General features: G+C 62.6%; 10 protein-coding genes and 1 rRNA gene. 7 read left to right on the forward strand and 4 right to left on the reverse strand.

Going from position 1 to position 16,214, the window contains the following annotated elements; translation table 11 throughout:
- Together BM382_RS31190 and BM382_RS31195 are read left to right on the forward strand one after the other, a co-directional pair.
- Positions 1–4,020 (forward strand): immunoglobulin-like domain-containing protein (locus BM382_RS31190; protein ID WP_139188662.1); only part of this gene is annotated, 4,020 nt, incomplete at its 5' end.
- Between the two features lie 161 nt (positions 4,021–4,181).
- Positions 4,182–4,520, forward strand: coding sequence for a hypothetical protein (locus tag BM382_RS31195; RefSeq protein ID WP_011058513.1), 339 nt, complete (start codon positions 4,182–4,184; stop codon positions 4,518–4,520).
- 93 nt (positions 4,521–4,613) lie between these two features.
- Here the strand turns inward: BM382_RS31195 and lapD are convergent, their stop codons facing one another.
- Both lapD and lapG read right to left on the reverse strand, forming a co-directional pair.
- Complete coding sequence (gene lapD, locus BM382_RS31200) at positions 4,614–6,560, reverse strand: cyclic di-GMP receptor LapD (protein WP_053155799.1); 1,947 nt, start codon at positions 6,558–6,560, stop codon at positions 4,614–4,616.
- Between the two features lie 14 nt (positions 6,561–6,574).
- Positions 6,575–7,267 carry a cysteine protease LapG gene (gene lapG, locus BM382_RS31205; RefSeq protein ID WP_011058511.1) on the reverse strand — a complete coding sequence of 231 codons (693 nt, stop codon included), beginning with the start codon at positions 7,265–7,267 and terminating at the stop codon, positions 6,575–6,577.
- Between the two features lie 290 nt (positions 7,268–7,557).
- On the opposite strand from lapG, the gene BM382_RS31210 reads away from it, so the two are divergent.
- Positions 7,558–8,322 carry a thioesterase II family protein gene (locus BM382_RS31210; protein ID WP_041115047.1) on the forward strand — a complete coding sequence of 255 codons (765 nt, stop codon included), beginning with the start codon at positions 7,558–7,560 and terminating at the stop codon, positions 8,320–8,322.
- 65 nt (positions 8,323–8,387) lie between these two features.
- On the opposite strand, the gene BM382_RS31215 is transcribed toward BM382_RS31210, so the two are convergent.
- The gene (locus BM382_RS31215) at positions 8,388–10,268 is read right to left on the reverse strand and encodes a methyl-accepting chemotaxis protein (protein WP_011058509.1); all 1,881 of its coding nucleotides are present in this window, start codon (positions 10,266–10,268) and stop codon (positions 8,388–8,390) included.
- Between the two features lie 314 nt (positions 10,269–10,582).
- On the opposite strand from BM382_RS31215, the gene BM382_RS31220 reads away from it, so the two are divergent.
- The 4 genes from BM382_RS31220 to BM382_RS31235 all read left to right on the forward strand — a co-directional run bounded on the left by BM382_RS31220 (position 10,583) and on the right by BM382_RS31235 (position 15,938).
- Entirely contained in the window at positions 10,583–11,083 is a 501-nt protein-coding gene (locus BM382_RS31220; RefSeq protein WP_019093129.1) for a sigma-70 family RNA polymerase sigma factor, read from the forward strand.
- A 5-nt stretch (positions 11,084–11,088) separates the two neighbouring features.
- Positions 11,089–12,093: a DUF4880 domain-containing protein gene (locus tag BM382_RS31225; protein WP_072445088.1), complete on the forward strand. Its 1,005-nt coding sequence runs from the start codon at positions 11,089–11,091 to the stop codon at positions 12,091–12,093.
- Positions 12,094–12,192: 99 nt separating this feature from the next.
- The gene (locus BM382_RS31230) at positions 12,193–14,685 is read left to right on the forward strand and encodes a TonB-dependent siderophore receptor (protein WP_072445090.1); all 2,493 of its coding nucleotides are present in this window, start codon (positions 12,193–12,195) and stop codon (positions 14,683–14,685) included.
- Positions 14,686–14,756: 71 nt separating this feature from the next.
- The gene (locus BM382_RS31235; protein ID WP_072445091.1) at positions 14,757–15,938 is read left to right on the forward strand and encodes a PepSY-associated TM helix domain-containing protein; all 1,182 of its coding nucleotides are present in this window, start codon (positions 14,757–14,759) and stop codon (positions 15,936–15,938) included.
- 154 nt (positions 15,939–16,092) lie between these two features.
- Here the strand turns inward: BM382_RS31235 and rrf are convergent.
- A 5S ribosomal RNA gene (rrf, locus tag BM382_RS31240) occupies positions 16,093–16,208 on the reverse strand.
- Positions 16,209–16,214 lie beyond the last annotated feature (6 nt).

The following is a 16,214-nucleotide window of genomic DNA, read 5'->3' on the forward strand; positions in this document are numbered from 1 at the left end:
ACCGTCGACACCACCAGCGTCAGCCTGACTGCCACTGGCACCGTCGCTGAAGGCGGCCAGATCACCTACACCGCCACCCTGACCAACGCCTCCGGCACTCCGGTGACCGTGACCCTGTCCAACGGTTCGGTGATCCATATCGAGGCCGGAAAAACCACCGGGACGGTCACCGTTCCGGCGCCGGCAGACGACGTCTACATCGACGCAGGCAAGGTCAACGCCACCATCACCAACGCCACTGGCGGCAACTTCGAGAAGCTGGTCACGGACACCACGCCAGCGGTGACCAACGTCACCGATACACTGGACACCACTTCGGTGGGTATCAGCGGCAGCGCCTCGGTCACCGAAGGCCAGACCGCCAGCTACACCGTGAGCCTGACTCACCCGGCGCAGACCGAAGTCACCCTGAAGATCAGCTACAGCGGCACCGCCACCGACGGTTCGGACTTCAGCGGCGTGTACACCGTGAAGATCCCGGCCGGCGCCAGCAGCGCCACCTTCAACGTCGCCACCATTGACGACAAGATCACCGAAGGCACCGAGAACTTCACGGTCAAGATCGACTCGGCCACTGGCGGCAACTTCGAGAACCTGGTGGTGGGCAGCAACAACAGCGTCACTACCTCGATCATCGATAACGACGCTCCGCCGGTCATCGACCTGGATGCCAACAACTCCAGCGGTGCTACCGGGGCCGACTACAAGGTCACCTTCACCGAAGGCACCACAGGCCCTGGCGTGTCGATCGCCGACACCGACCTGAGCATCACCGACCCGGACAGCACCCTGCTCACCGGCGCCACCATCGTGCTGACCAACCGCCAGCCGGGGGACTCGCTGAACCTGGGCAACAGCGTCAACGGCATCACCATCAATGCCAACAGCAAGGACGGTTCGATCACCCTGACCCTGTCGGGCAGCGCGACGCTGGCCGACTACATGCAGCAGATCAAGAACATCACCTTCACCAACAACAGTGAAGACCCGAGCACCACGCCACGGACCATCACCGTGACCGTGACCGACGGCGGCAACTACTCCAACGTCGCCACTACCACGGTCAACGTGGTGGCGGTGAACGACGCCCCAACCGCCACTGGCGGCGCCGTGACCGGCAACGAAGACACCCCGCTGGCACTGACCTGGTCGAACTTCGGCGTCAGCGACGTCGACAGCCCGGCGTCCAGCCTCGGCGTGAAGATCACCCAACTGCCCAGCGACGGCAAACTGCAATACCTGGACGGTTCGACCTGGAAGGATGTGGCCAACAACCAGACCTTCAGCAAGGCCGATATCGATGCCGGAAAACTGCGCTTCACACCGGACGCCAACGAATCCGGAACCAATGGCTACGGCGGCAACGGCGTGGGCAACCAGCAGGCCGATTACGCCCAGATCAAGTTCCAGCCAACCGACGGCCAGGCCCTGGGCAACACCGGCACGGTGACCGTCGACATCACCCCGGTAGCCGATGCGCCAACCCTGAGCGTGGCCGGCAACAGCGTGAATTCGGTGGGCCTGCTCAAGGAAGTCTGGACCAACCTCAGCGGCCTGGGCACCGACGGCAGCGGCGCTTCCGCCAGCACTCTGAAATCGGTGATCGACGCTGCCGGCACACCCAACAGCAGCAGCCTGGCGACCAACGTCCAGTCCGACGGCAACATCACGCCGGGCACTGCGTCGAAGACCTCAGGCCTGATCTACCTGGAAGCAGGCAAGGCCTATACCTTCTCCGGCACCGGCGACGACAGCCTGCTGGTGACCATCGGCGGCAAGAACGTGGCCAGCACCACCTGGGGCGCGGGCGGTAACCTCAACGGTACTTTCACTCCGACCACCAGCGGCTACTACACCATCGATATCTACCACCACAACCAGAGCGGCCCGGGCTCCTACGACGTCAATCTCTCGGTCAACGGCGGGGCTGCGGCGGACCTGAGCAACGCCGGCGTGCCGCTCTACACCGGCGTCACCGACCTGACCAACGCCGGAGTCTCGGTGTCCGACCTGCACGGCACCAACGGTGAAGGCTACTACGACGGCTACAAGCTCAACGAGGGCGGCGAAGGCGGCAGCGTGCATCTGTCGAAGATCACCACCGGCCTGACCGATACCGACGGCTCGGAAACCCTCAGCGTGAAGATCAGCGGCATTCCGGCAGGCTCGGTGCTCAGCGATGGCGCCGGGCACACCTTCACCGCCACCGCGACTTCCGGTGAAGCCAACGTCACCGGCTGGAACCTGGGCAACCTGACGGTCACGCCACCGCCGTACTACAACGGCACCTTCAACCTGAACGTGACCTCGACCTCCACCGAGTCCCTGGGCGGCTCTGCCAGCACTTCGGCGCAGATCCCGGTCAAGGTCTACCCGGCGGTCTACAACTCGGTGGTCGCCACCTCCGGCGACGACACCGTTACCGGCACCGATGGCAACGACATCGTGGTTGCCGACATCGGCGGCCTGACCGTGGTCCCGGGCACCAACTACAACATCGCCTTCATGGTGGACAGCTCGGGCAGCATGAGCAGCGCCTCGATCACCGCGGCCAAGAACTCCCTGACCTCGGTGTTCAATACCCTGAAGAACAGCATCGGCGGCAGCAGCTCGGGGACGGTGAACATCTTCCTCGCCGACTTCGATACCCAGGTCAACAAGTCGGTGTCGGTGAACCTCAACGACCCGAATGCCCTGGCCCAGCTCAAGGCGGTGCTGGATTCGATGACGTCCGGCGGCGGTACCAACTACGAAGACGTGTTCAAGGCCACGGCCAACTTCTTCCAGAGCAGCCAGGCCACCGGCAACAGCAACGCCACCAACCTGACCTACTTCATCACCGACGGTAAGCCGACCTACTACCAGAGCGGCGAGCAGACCAACCCGACGCTGTACGGCAACGTGCGTCTCGACGATGTGGTGACCACCAGCAACTACAAGCTGGGGGATACCTTCGGCAAGTACCTCGACAACTCTCACTACCTGAGCGTCGCCAGCGACGGCACGACAATCCTGCAGACCAACAATGGCTGGGGCTGGAGCAGCAAGACCCTGGGCACCCTGCACGCCCAGGGCGACGGTACCTACGAGCTGTCGAACCTGGCCGGCTCCGGCAGCAGCACCGACTACTACACCACCACCAACTCCAACAGCGGCTTTGCCCTGCTCAGCGGCCTGTCGAACGTCGAAGCCATCGGCATCAACAGTGGTGTCAGCCTCAACGACCTCAAGCCTTACGACAGCGACGGCAAGCCGCAGACCAACATCGACCCGAACGACCTGGCCAACTCGATCATCGGCCACACCGAAGCGACCATGCCGGGGGCCGACAAGGTCAGCGGCGGCGACGGCAACGACATCCTGTTCGGCGACCTGGTGAGCTTCAACGGCGTCGCAGGCGAGGGCTACCAGGCCATGCAGGCCTATGTGGCCAAGCAGACCGGGGTCGACGTGAGCAAGGTCACCACCAGCAACGTGCACCAGTACATCACCGAGCACTACACCGAGTTCGATGTGTCTGGCAGCCACGACGGCAACGACACTCTGCTGGGCGGTGCCGGCAATGACATTCTCTTCGGCCAGGGCGGCAACGACCTGCTGGACGGCGGCAAGGGCAATGACATCCTGCTGGGGGGAACCGGCAACGACACCCTGATCGGTGGCCAGGGCAACGATATCCTGATCGGCGGTTCGGGTGCCGACACCTTCGTCTGGAAGGCCGGCGACACCGGCAACGACGTGATCAAGGACTTCAAGGCCAGCGAAGGCGACCGCATCGACCTGCGTGACTTGCTGCAGGGCGAGAGCGCCAGCACCATCGACAACTTCCTCAAGATCACCACCGTGGACGGGGTCTCGACCCTGCAGGTCAGCTCCGAGGGCAAGCTCAACGCCGCCGGGGGCCTGGCCAACGCCGACGTGACGATCAAGCTGGAAGGCAACAACTGGTCCAACGCCAACATCAATTCGTTGATCGCCGGCAGCGACCCGACCATCAAGATCGATCACAACAACAGCTGACCGGCCCCTAGCGGCCACCCCCCGGGGTGGTCGCCGGGCCCCGGCAGGCAGCCCGCGGCGTGACGAGCGCCGCGGCGCACCGCATACTCGCGCTCTGAATGCTGCGTTGGCCTATGCTGCTGCCTGCCTGACGCCGGAAACACATGCCTGAGGGATTCGCCATGTTCTACGTGCAACGCGATGCACAGGGCCAGCTGATTCGCGTGGAAGCCGCCGCTTACGCCGAGGCCACCGAGACGCTGCCCGCCGACCACCACGAGATCCAGACCTGGTACGCCAACGAGGCGGTGGAAGTCAGTCTCAAGCAACTCAAGCAAAGCGACCTGGAAATGATCCGGGTGCTGGACGACCTGATCCAGCTCCTGACCCTCAAGGGCGTGATCCGCATCACCGACCTGCCGGCCGCGGCCCAGGCCAAGCTGATGGATCGCACCCAGGCCCGCGAGGCGCTGGGCGGTTTGAGCCGGTTGATCAATGACGATGAAACCGGATTGATCTGAACCCTTTTCGCCAGCCGACTCCTACTGTAGGAGCCGGCTTGCCGGCGGAAGCGGTTTAAAGGCCTGTAAGCAGGACCGCCGGCGAAAGCGGTTTCAACCCCAGGGAGCCGGCTCGCCGAACAGCTGGCCCTGCACCCCGTACAAGCCCATCTCGCGAATCACCTGCAGCTCGCCCTCGGTCTCGACCCGTTCGGCAATCAGCGGCAGGTCGATGCTGTGGGCCGCGCGCTGGATGGCTTCGATAAACAGGCGCTTGTCGCTTTCCTGATCGATGTCGCGGATGTAGCTGCCATCGATCTTCAGGTACGCCAGCCCCAGGCGCGCCAGGTTGCCGATCATGCTGAAGCGCCCACCGAAGCGTTGCAGGCTGAGGGAGAAACCCAGCTCGCGCAGGCGCCGGGTCAGCTGTTCCAGCATGGCCTGCTCGGGTAATTGCTCTTCACCGATCTCCAGGGTCAGGCGCGGGCCCAGGTCGGAATGCTGGCGCAGGATCTCGAACACCCGATTCAGGGCGTGCGGGTCCGCCAGGGTCGCCGCCGACAGGTTCAGCGCCAGGCAGTCTTCGTGGCTCGCCATCTGTCTCAGCACCTGTTCGAGCATCAGCAGATCCAGGCGCGAGGTCCAGCCGAAACGCTCCAGCCACGGCAGGAAACGCCCGGCCGGAATGGTCTGGCCCTGTTCATCCAGCAGCCGCGACAGCACTTTGTAGTGCAGCACCAGGTGGGTGTCCCGAGCGGCCACCACCGGCTGGAAGTACAGCTGGAAGTGCTGCTCCGACAGCGCCCGGTCCAACAGCCGGTGCCAGGCATGGTGGTCATCCCCGACCTGGGCACTGGCGCCTTGATCGAGGCAGGCCCAGCTGGTGTCACCCTGGGCTTCGGCCTGGGCCAGGGCCTGGTCGCCGAGGCTCAGCACCGCTTGCGGCGAATCACCGTGAGCAAACGCCGCCAGGCCGATGGAGGCCACTGAGGCAACATCGGTGGCGCCGGTGGCGTGCAGGTTGCCCAGGGCACTGTCCAGGCTCTGGGCCAGCTGGATGGCTTCCTCACGCACCAGCCCCGGCGCCAGCACCGCGAACTCGCCACCACGGACCCGGGTGACCAGGTTGTGGGTTTCCGGGTACTTGTCGCACTCGCGCAGCAGTTGTTCACCCACCGCCTTGAGCAACTGGTCGGTACGCTGGCCGCCCAGGCGCTGGTTCAGCCCGGCCAGGTCCTTGACCCGCAACAGCAACAGGTAGCCGGAACTGGCCTGCTCGGGGTTGCTTACGCGGGCGTGCAGCTGCATTTCGAAATAACGCCGGTTGGCCAGCCCGGTCAGGCTGTCCTGATAGGACTCGGTGCGCAGTTTCTCGCTGCGCTCGGCCTGCTCCTGGAACAGCGCCTTGAGCTTCTCGACCATCTGGTTCATGGCCTGCACCACCCGCCGCAGCTCCGGAGTCCGGGGCAATTGCGGCAGGCTGAGGAATTCACGACGGGCAATGGCGTGGGACTGCTGGACCATGTAGTCCAACGGCTTGAGCTGGCGCCGCAGCAGCAGGGCGCCGAGCACCGCGCTCACCGCACCGCAGATCAACAGCCAGCCCAGGCTGCCCAGGGCACTTTGCCAGAGCTTGGCCACGGCGAACATCGGGTGGCTTAGCACCTCGACCCGAGCCGCCTGTTCCCAGCCGCGGCTGACGATGGCATCGCCACCCGCCGGTTCCAGGCCGATCAGGCTGACAAACCACTGGGGCACGTTGCCGACTTCCGGGATGCCGCTGCGCTCGACAAGGGTCTTGTCGGTGGCCAGGTCCACCACCCGGATACTGGCGTAGTAGCCACTGTCGAAGATCGAGCTGACCATCAGCTCGACCATCGCCGGGTCGTCGATGTTCGGCGTCAGCGACAGCGCCAGGGCAGTGGCGGCATCCTGGGCATGGGAGCGCAGCTGATTGACATACTGGGTGCGCGAGCTTTCCAGGCTGACCATGAAGCTGCCGCTGAAGGCGACCACCAGGAACACACAGATTGCGATCAACAGTTGTTTGAACAAAGACATCTGAGCTCGTGCTCCTAGTTAGTCGTCTCGACCGGAAAACCTTCGGCCTGCATTTTTTTCAATACGTCCTGCCAACGGGACAGGCGCTTGGTGTCGCCCACCCGCTTGTTGCCTTTGGCCCCCGGTAGCCACAGACCCTCGGCATTGAAGGAGTACACCGGCAACAGGTCGGTACGCTCGCTGGCCGGGCGGATCGAGTCTTCCAGGCTGTCGAGCACCAGAGGCATGGCCTCCGGGCTGGAATAGTAGGTCAAGACCATGTGCGCACGGTTCTGGCGCAGGGCCTTGACGTAGGTGATGCGCAGTTTGTCACTGGAAACCCCGAGGTGGCGCAGGCTGAAATACTTGGCGATCGCGTAGTCCTCGCAATCGCCGGCGCCTTTCCACAATGCCTCGATCGGCGTTTCCCAATAATCCACCTGGTGCCACAGGTCGATGTCTTCCACGTAGCGCATGTTCTTGTTGAAGAACAGGTTGACCACCTTCAACTGTTCGCGCTCGGGCACCTGCTTTTGCGTGGCCAGCAGGTGCTGCCAGGCATCGATGCGCGGCTGCCCTTCGCCCAGCGGACCGTAGAGCGCCGTGGCACGGCGGCTGATCAGGGAGAAATCCCAGTCGGCGTGCAGGCTGCCCAGCAGTGCGCCGGCCAGCAGCAATGCCGCGCAGAACCAGCGCAGGGTCCGAGAAAGAGCTAAACGTGCCGCCAATGCAATGCGTCCATGGGAGCTGTCGTAAATCGGCTGATGGTGAAGGCTGGCCCGGCAAAAAACAATGGCACCTTACAATCACCAGCCGCCGGAAAAGAGCCGGCGCGAAACATTCAGAGCATAGCCGCAAGCCGCGTTCCGGCGACCGACAGCAACCGCCCGCCCGGCCCGGCACACACGTGCCTTCACGGACGACAGGCACTATGTTAGAAACCATCCGCAGACTGCGACGCCCTCTTCAGGCTGCCTCTGGCCGGCGCAGTGCCGGCCCACTTGCTTAAGGAAAAGCTGTGTACACCGACACCCGACAATGGACGCTGGTGATCAAACCCGGGCAAGCCACCCGGATCCGCCTGATCTGCTTTCCCCAGGCCGGGGCGGCAGCCGAGCAAATGCGGGTCTGGTCCAGCGGCCTGGCCGATCATATCGAGCTGGTGGTGCTCAACCTTCCGGGGCACGGTCCGCGCCGTGACGAAGCACCCTGCGACAACTGGCCCAGCCTGCTGGAAAACACCTTCGCCGCCCTCGACCCCTGGCTCGGCGAGCCCCATGCGCTGTTCGGCCACGGCCTGGGCGCGCTGCTGGCCTACGAGACCAGCAAGCATGCCCAGGAACGCTTTCCCCAGCAGACCCGCCACCTGTTCGTCTCCGGCTGTCGCAGCCCGGATAGCCTGCCGCGCCGGCCCTTGCTCCACTCCCTGCCCATCGCCGCGTTTCGCGAGGCGATCCTGACCCTCGGCGCCAGCCCCCTGGAGATGCCCCGCGGGCAGAACGACCTGCAATCCTACGAACGCCTGCTGCGCAACGGCCTGAAGCTTTTCGAAACCTGGTACGACACCTCCAGCGGTTGCCTGGATGTGCCGTTGACGGCCTTCTACGGCAGCGAGGACCCGCTGGCCACGGCCAACCTCATGCTCAACTGGCGCGAGTTCACCGGCCGCGAGTTCGAGCTGATCGAAGTGGCCGGCAATCACTTCTTCATCAAGTCCCAGCGCCAGCGCCTGTTGCAGGTGATCAATACTCACCTGGGGCTGCTGGGCGACCACCCGGCCTGATCGGTACCCATGAAAAAGCCCGCCCTGCCGTGAGGCGGGAGCGGGCTTGAAAGTGACGCGAAACCTCAGATCTTGAAGCTGTCCACCAGCTGCTTCAGGCGGCTGGCCTGCTGCGACAGGGCATCGCAATCCTTCAGGGTTTCGTTGAGGTTGGCCACGCCCTGCTGGTTCAGCAGGTTGATCTGGTTGATGTCGACATTGAGGGTCTCCACCACGGCCGTCTGCTCTTCGGTCGCCGCCGCCACCGACTGGTTCATGCCATCGATCTCGCCGATCCGCTGAGTCACGCTGACCAGCCGCGCACCGGCCTGGTTGGCCACTTCGACGCTCTCTTCGCTGGACGCCTGGCTGGCGTTCATGGTCGACACCGCTTCACGGGAGCCGACCTGCAAGGAGGTGATCATCTTGTGGATCTCTTCCGCCGACTCCTGGGTACGATGAGCCAGGTTGCGCACCTCGTCGGCCACCACGGCGAAGCCACGACCGGCTTCGCCGGCACGGGCCGCTTCGATGGCCGCGTTGAGGGCCAGCAAGTTGGTCTGCTGGGAGATGCCCTTGATCACATCGAGAATGTGCCCGATGTTGTCGGTGCTGGCGTTCAGGGTCTCGATCTGGGTGCAGGACAGGCTGATCTTCTGCGACAGCTCGGTCATGGCCTGGATGGTCTGTTCCACCACTTGGCGACCGTCATCGGCCTGTTCGCTGGCGCCACTGGCGTGCTGCGAGGCATCGGCGGCGTTACGGGCGATTTCCTGGGTTGCGGCCCCCAGTTCGTTGATCGCGGCGGCCACGCTGTTGGTGCGGGCGCTCTGCTCGTCGGAACCGATGATCGAAGCGTTGGACGAAGCCATCACGCGCTGGGACAGGTCGTGTACCTGGCGGGTGGCCGAGGACACTTCGGAAATCGAGGCATGGATCCGCTCGACGAACTGGTTGAACGAGCTGCCCAGTTCGCCGAATTCGTCCTTGCTCTCCACCACCAGGCGCCGGGTCAGGTCGCCCTCGCCCTGGGCGATGTCCTGCATCGCACGGCCCATGGTGATCAGTGGGCGCATCAACACCTGGATCAGCAGGGTCAGCAGTACGGCGATCACCGCCACGGCGATAAACATCGCGATCAAGGCGGAAGTACGGAATTGGCTCAGCGGTGCGTAGGCCTTGTCCTTGTCGATGGACAGACCGATGTACCACTCGGCATTCGGCAAGCCGGTCACCGGGGTGAAGGAGAGGATGCGTTCCTGTTTGTTCAGGACCACTTCCTGGTTGCCGTTTTCGATCCGTACGTTGGCGCCGGGGTAGATGTCCTTGAGGTTCTTCATCACCTGGTCCTTGTCCGGGCTGACGATCACTTGACCGTCGGCACTGACTAGGAAGGCGTGGCCCAGGCCACCGAAATCCACCGAGTTGATGATCTTCACCAGGGTTTCCAGGCTCAGGTCGCCACCAACCACGCCCAGCAGTTCACCCTGCTTTTTCACCGGCATGGCGATGGTCACCACCAGGCCACCGACAGCCGCCATGTAGGGCGGGGTCAGCATGGTCTTGTCGGCGGCGACGGCCTGCTTGTACCAGGGGCGCTGACGCGGGTCGTAGCCGTCGGGCATCTTCGCGTCAGGGCGCTGGGTGAAGGTACCGTTGGCCTGGCCGACGTAGGTGAACTGGAAGTTCGAGGTAAAGGCCGGTTGGTCCACCAGCCCTGGGAAATCTGCGTTCTGACCTTGGTGAGCAACGTTCTGCGCGAGGTTCTCGAGCACCAGGATCCGCCCGCTCATCCAGTTCTGCACACTGCTGGAGGTGAGCTCACCGGCCTGCTGGATAGAGGATTCGAGGTTCTGTCGGATGGTGTTTCGCTGCAGGTAGTCGTTGTACAAGGTGAACAACGCAAAAGCCAGAACCACTACGCCGGAGGCGGCCAAAAGGATTTTATGGCTGAACTTGAGATTCATTTCATGGGACTTCTTATGCCGAAAGTGGGGATGCGTCCGTAATGCAACATTCCATGTAACAGCGCAGGCGATGTTCTCTGACCGCTCTACTTTGGTGCACGCATGTCTTATCAGTCTTTCGGCAAGAATCTGCGAACCCTTAGAGATTTTTCTGAATTACTCGCCTGAATTTGCCTAATCCCGCCGAACGGTGTTCCAGAGCATCCGCAGCACATTTTCAGATGATCGACAGTGCGCTGCTTATTGCCAAATCGATAAAGCCTCAATGACAATGCGACTAATTATCATTAGTGACACTCAGGCAGTCCGCGTCCATGTCATCACCCGAGTTCGCCGTACAGACGCTCTACAGCCATCACCATGGCTGGCTCAACAGTTGGCTGCGCCAGCGCCTGGGCAATGCCGCGGATGCTGCCGACCTGGCTCAGGACACCTTCGTACGCCTGCTGCAGAAAACTGAACGTCTGGAACTCAAGGCCCCCCGGGCTTTTTTACGCACCATCGCTCGGGGGCTGGTAATCGATCACTGGCGCCGCGAGGAAATCGAACGTGCCTATCTGGAAACCATCGCCCACTTGCCCGAAGCCGAAACACCCGGCGCTGAAGCTCGGGCGTTGATTCTGGAGCTGCTGGAAAGCATTGCGCGGATGCTTGAAGGGCTGAAGCCGAAAGTACGTCAGGCTTTTCTCCTGGCTCAGTGCGAGGAACTTACCCACAAGCAGATTGCTCAGCAGATGGGCCTATCCCTGCGTACCGTCGAGCGTTATGTCGCCCAGGCGCTCTACCATTGCTACCTGCTGCGCTACGAGAGCTGAAGCCTGTGGATAACTTTCCCGCCAGCCTGCCGCTCAAGCCCAATCCCGATCACCTGGTGGTCAAGCAAGCAATCAACTGGTTGCTGCGCCTGCGCAACAACGGTGCCAACCCCAAGCTGCAGCAACAGTGCGATCTGTGGCGGGCGGCGCACCAGGAGCACGAACTGGCCTGGCAGCGGGTGCAATCGTTGCAGCAGGAACTCACGGCCAACCTGCGTTCGGTGCCGGGGGCTCAGGTGGCCTTGCATACCCTGGAACACAGCAGTCAGCGCCTGGGCCGGCGCCAGGCCCTGAAACTGCTCAGTGGCGCCCTGCTCCTGGGCTCCAGTGCCTGGGTCGGCAAGGATCTGCTGGGCTGGCAACAATGGAACGCAGACTTTGCCACCGCCGTCGGCGAGCAGCGGGGCTTCCAGTTGCCCGATGGCACCCGCCTGGAACTCAATACCGACAGCGCGGCGGACCTCAACTTCAATGTCGAGCAGCGCCTGATCAAACTGCGCCGGGGCGAGATCATGGTGTCCTGTGGAGCCGATCACGGCCCTGCCCGCCCGCTGCTGGTGGAGAGCCGCCACGCCCTGCTGGAAGGCTTCGACGCCCGCTTCGTGGTGCGCGTGGAGGAACGCTGCACGCGCCTGAGCGTGACCCACGGCAGCGTGGCCATTCATGCGCCGCACACCGCCGACGGCCGTAGCGCCCGGGTGGAAGCAGGTCAGAGCTATCAGATCAGCCATGGCCTGGCCGAACCTGCGGCCCCCCTGGCGATGGACGTCGGCGCCTGGGCCGATGGCCTGATCGTTACGCGCAACATGCGCCTGGACGACTTCCTCCAGGAGGTCGGCCGCTATCGCCATGGCTATCTGGGCTGCTCGGCAGCGGTTGGCAATCTGCGCCTTTCAGGTGTGTTCCGCCTGGAAGACACCGACAAGTTGCTGGCCATCCTGCCCCAGACCCTGCCAGTGCAGTTGCGCTACCGCACCCGTTGGTGGGTGACCTTGGGGCCCGTGGCTTGAAATTCACTGGGGTGATTTTTTTTGGCGGGTTTTGCCAGGACGTCCGGCTTAGTCAGTAAGCACTTCAATCTGCTTCCTGCGACTTCAACGGAACCTACCATGACTCTGCGCGACACCCGCCCAAGCTCTCCCTGCGCCCGCCCCTTGCGCCAAGCCATCCGCGCCGCCCTGCTGTGCTCCAGCATCGGCCTCGGCACAGTGGCGCCCCAGGTGCTGGCCGCCGCTAGCGCTGTTGATGCCCCGCGTCACAGCTACAGCGTGGCCCCGGGCAACCTCGGCGATGCCCTCAACCAGTTCGCCCGGCAGGCCGGGATCACCCTGTCCACCACCCCGGCCCTGACCCAGGGCAGGCAGTCCCCCGGGCTCCAGGGCGACTACTCCATTCCCCAGGGCCTGAACCAGCTGCTGCGGGGTTCGGGACTGGAGGCGGTCAGCCAGGACGGCGGCAACTACGTACTGCGGCCCCTGCCCCAAGGCAGCGCCCTGACCCTGCCCGCCACTGAGGTCAAGGGCTTCGCCCTGGGCAACGCATTGGGCAGCATGGAGGGCTACAACGCGACGCACAGTCAGATCGCCACCAAGACCAGTACAGCGTTGCTGGAGACCTCGCAAAGCGTCTCGGTGGTCACCCGTGAACAGATCGACGACCAGGGCGCGCAAACCGTCGCCCAGACCATGCGCTACACCCCCGGCGTGCTGACCAATCCCTATGGCGCCACCCATCGCTACGACTATGTAGCGATGCGCGGCTTCAACGATGGTTCGGTGGACAACATCTACCTCGATGGCCTCAAGTCCATGGGTGACAGCGGCACCTACAGCAGCATGCAGGTCGACCCCTACTTCCTCGAACGGGTGGATATTCTCAAGGGCCCCTCATCGGTGCTTTATGGCCGCAGTTCCCCTGGCGGCCTGGTGGCCCTGACCAGCAAAAAGCCTCTCTACGAGCCCTATCACCAGATTCAGGCAACCGTGGGCACCCAGGGCAAACAGGGCCTGGGGTTCGACTTCAGCGGCCCGCTCGATGACGACAAGCGCGTTGCCTATCGGTTGATCGGCCTGACGGACAAGTCCGACACTCAGTTCGACCACGCGAAGGAAAAACGCTTCGCCCTGTCACCGACCCTGAGTATCGACTTCAGTGAAGACACCTCCCTGACGCTCCAGGCCTATTTGCAGAATGACCCCGATGGCGGCTACCACGGCGGCATGCCGGCCAACGGCACCCTGAACCAGCGCAATGGCCAGCGCATTTCCGAGCATTTCTTCGAGGGCGAGCCGGGCGTGGATGGCTACAAGCGCGATCAACAGTCCTTCGGCTATCAGTTCGAGCATCGTTTCAACGACACCTTCACCGCCCGCCAGAACTTCCGCTACCTGGACTCCAAGGTGAAGCTCGACCAGGTCTATGCCTATGGCTGGACCAATGCCACCAGCAATGACCTGAACCGCTATTACTCGGGTGGAGATGAGAAGCTCCACTCCTTCATCGTCGATAACATGCTGCAGGCCGAATTCCTCACCGGCGACGTCAAGCACACCTTACTGCTGGGAGCCGACTATCAACGGCGCAAGACCGTGGTCGACTGGGACCAGGGAACGCTACAGCCGATCAATGCATTCAACCCGGTCTATGGCAACTCGACGATCAACTACTACAGCCACACCAGCTATTTGCGGCGCCTGGAACAGACCGGCGTGTACTTGCAGGACCTGATCGAGCTGGACAAATGGCGCTTCTCCCTGGGGCTGCGCCAGGACTGGGTGGAGACCTCGGATGAAAACCGCCTGGCTGAAGCCCAGCGCCCACTGGGCACCGAAATCAGCGACAAACGCACCAAGCTCACTGGGCGTGCAGGCGCGCTCTATCTGTTCGATAACGGTCTGGCGCCTTACGTCAGCTATTCCGAGTCATTCAACCCCAACTCCTACGCAGACAGCGCAGGCAATCCGCTGCCACCCACCGACGGCACCCAATGGGAAGTCGGGCTGAAATATCAGCCACCAGGTACGGACAACTTGTTCACTGCCTCGTTGTTCCGCATCGACCAGGAGAACCTGGCGTCGAAGCTGCCCCAGGAAAACTTCTATCGTGCGGTGGGTGCTGTTCGCTCCCAGGGGCTGGAGCTGGAAGCCCACATGCAGCTGACCGACAACCTGAAACTGCTGGGCAGCTATACCTTCACCGACATCCAGTATTCGAAGTCGATGACCAGCACCCTGAGCAGCGCCACCAACCTCATCGAGAACAAGGGCAACTCGCCTACTCAGGCACCGCGGCAGATGGCGTCGCTGTGGGCCGACTACAAGTTCGACAGCGCGACGCTGGATGGCCTGCGCCTGGGCGGCGGTGTGCGCTATGTGGGCTACAGCTGGGCCGATGCCGAGAACACCATGAAGGTACCGGCCTACACGCTCTTCGATGCCTCCATCGGCTATGACCTGGGCAAGCTGGGCCTCAAGGGAGTGGATGTACGGCTCAATGCCAACAACCTGACCAATGAGTCCTACGTCGCCTCCTGTGCAAGCTTGAGCTACTGCTACTTGGGCGAAGAGCGCAATGTCGCCGCCACGGTGAGCTACCAGTTCTGATCTAGGTTGACGCCAACAAAGCCAGCGCCTGTCAGCAGCCGCTGGCTTTGTCGTCTCTACGGAAAAATGTCATGCGCGCCATTCTGGTTCTATTGCACCGCTACATGGGCCTGGCCACCGCAGTTTTCCTGCTGCTGGCCGGGCTGACCGGGAGTGTCCTGGCCTTTCATCACGAGCTGGATGAGTGGCTCAACCCCGAGTTCTATCACACGCCAGGCAAGGGGCCGGTGCTGGCCCCCGGCGCACTGGTGGATAGCGTTCAGGCCGAGCACCCGAGGCTGCAGGTCTGGTACATGGAATATCCACAAGAAGCCGGGCATGCCGCGCTGCTGGCAGCGGTGCCACGCACCGACCCGGCCACCGGCCAACCGTATACCGAGCGCAATCAAGTATTTTACTTGGACCCGGTTACGGCCCATCAGCAGGGGCAGCGCTTTTGGGGCGCCTGCTGCTTCCAGCGGCAGAACCTGGTGCCTTTTCTGCTGGAGTTCCACTACAACCTGAGCCTGCCCGGCAATTGGGGGCTATGGTTGATGGGGCTGGTGGCCATTGCCTGGGTCATCGACTGTTTTGTTGCCTTGCTGCTGACCCTGCCTCGTGGACGGCCGTTCTGGCGCAAGTGGGCCACGGCCTGGAAGATCAAGGGCGGCCATGCCTATCGGCTCAACTTCGACCTGCATCGCGCCGCAGGCTTGTGGTTATGGCTGCTCCTGCTGCCGATCGCCATCAGTAGCGTGGCCATGAACCTGCCGAGCCAGGTGTTCAAACCCGTGGTGTCATTGCTCTCGTCCATCGAACCCAGCGTCTATGAAGCTCGGGGACGAGTACCGGCGGCAGAGCTGGGGATAACCCGGCTGACTTATCAACAGGCCTATGAACGGGCTCTGGAAGAGGGGCAGCGGCTGGGCTTGAAGGAGACGATTGGTGAGTTGTATTACAGCTTTGAATACAACTTCTATGGAGCAGGTTTTGGTCCGCATGACAGCCAGGCCCATGGTAAGTCCTGGCTGTTCTTCCACGGTACGGATGGGCGCTTGCTGGGGCAGGAGATAGCGGGGCAAGGCACCCTCGGAGAGCGCTTCTACCGACTGCAACTGCCCATACATGGAGGCAGGATCATCGGTACCACGGGGCAGGTGATCATTGCTCTATTGGGCGTTCTGATTGCCGTGCTGGCACTGACCGGCATCTATATCTGGTGGCGTAAGTTAATCGCCCGTAGAAGCAGCAAGATGCGTAAGAACAGGGCGTAAGAGGCAAACAAATGTGGTCTTGATGACTGCTTACTCGATGCTGATGAAGCCCTGAATCCACCCTGCAATCTGCTTCTGCCACACAGCCCAGGCTTTATAGCGCACAAAAACAAAACCCCTGTCTGCGTGAACAGACAGGGGTTTTGGAATTTGATCTTGACGATGACCTACTCTCACATGGGGAAACCCCACACTACCATCGGCGATGCATCGTTTCACTTCTGAGTTCGGGATGGGATCAGGTGGTTCCAACGCTCTATGGTCGTCAAGAAATTC

Source organism: Pseudomonas sp. NFPP25, assembly GCF_900116505.1.
Lineage (GTDB): Bacteria > Pseudomonadota > Gammaproteobacteria > Pseudomonadales > Pseudomonadaceae > Aquipseudomonas > Aquipseudomonas protegens.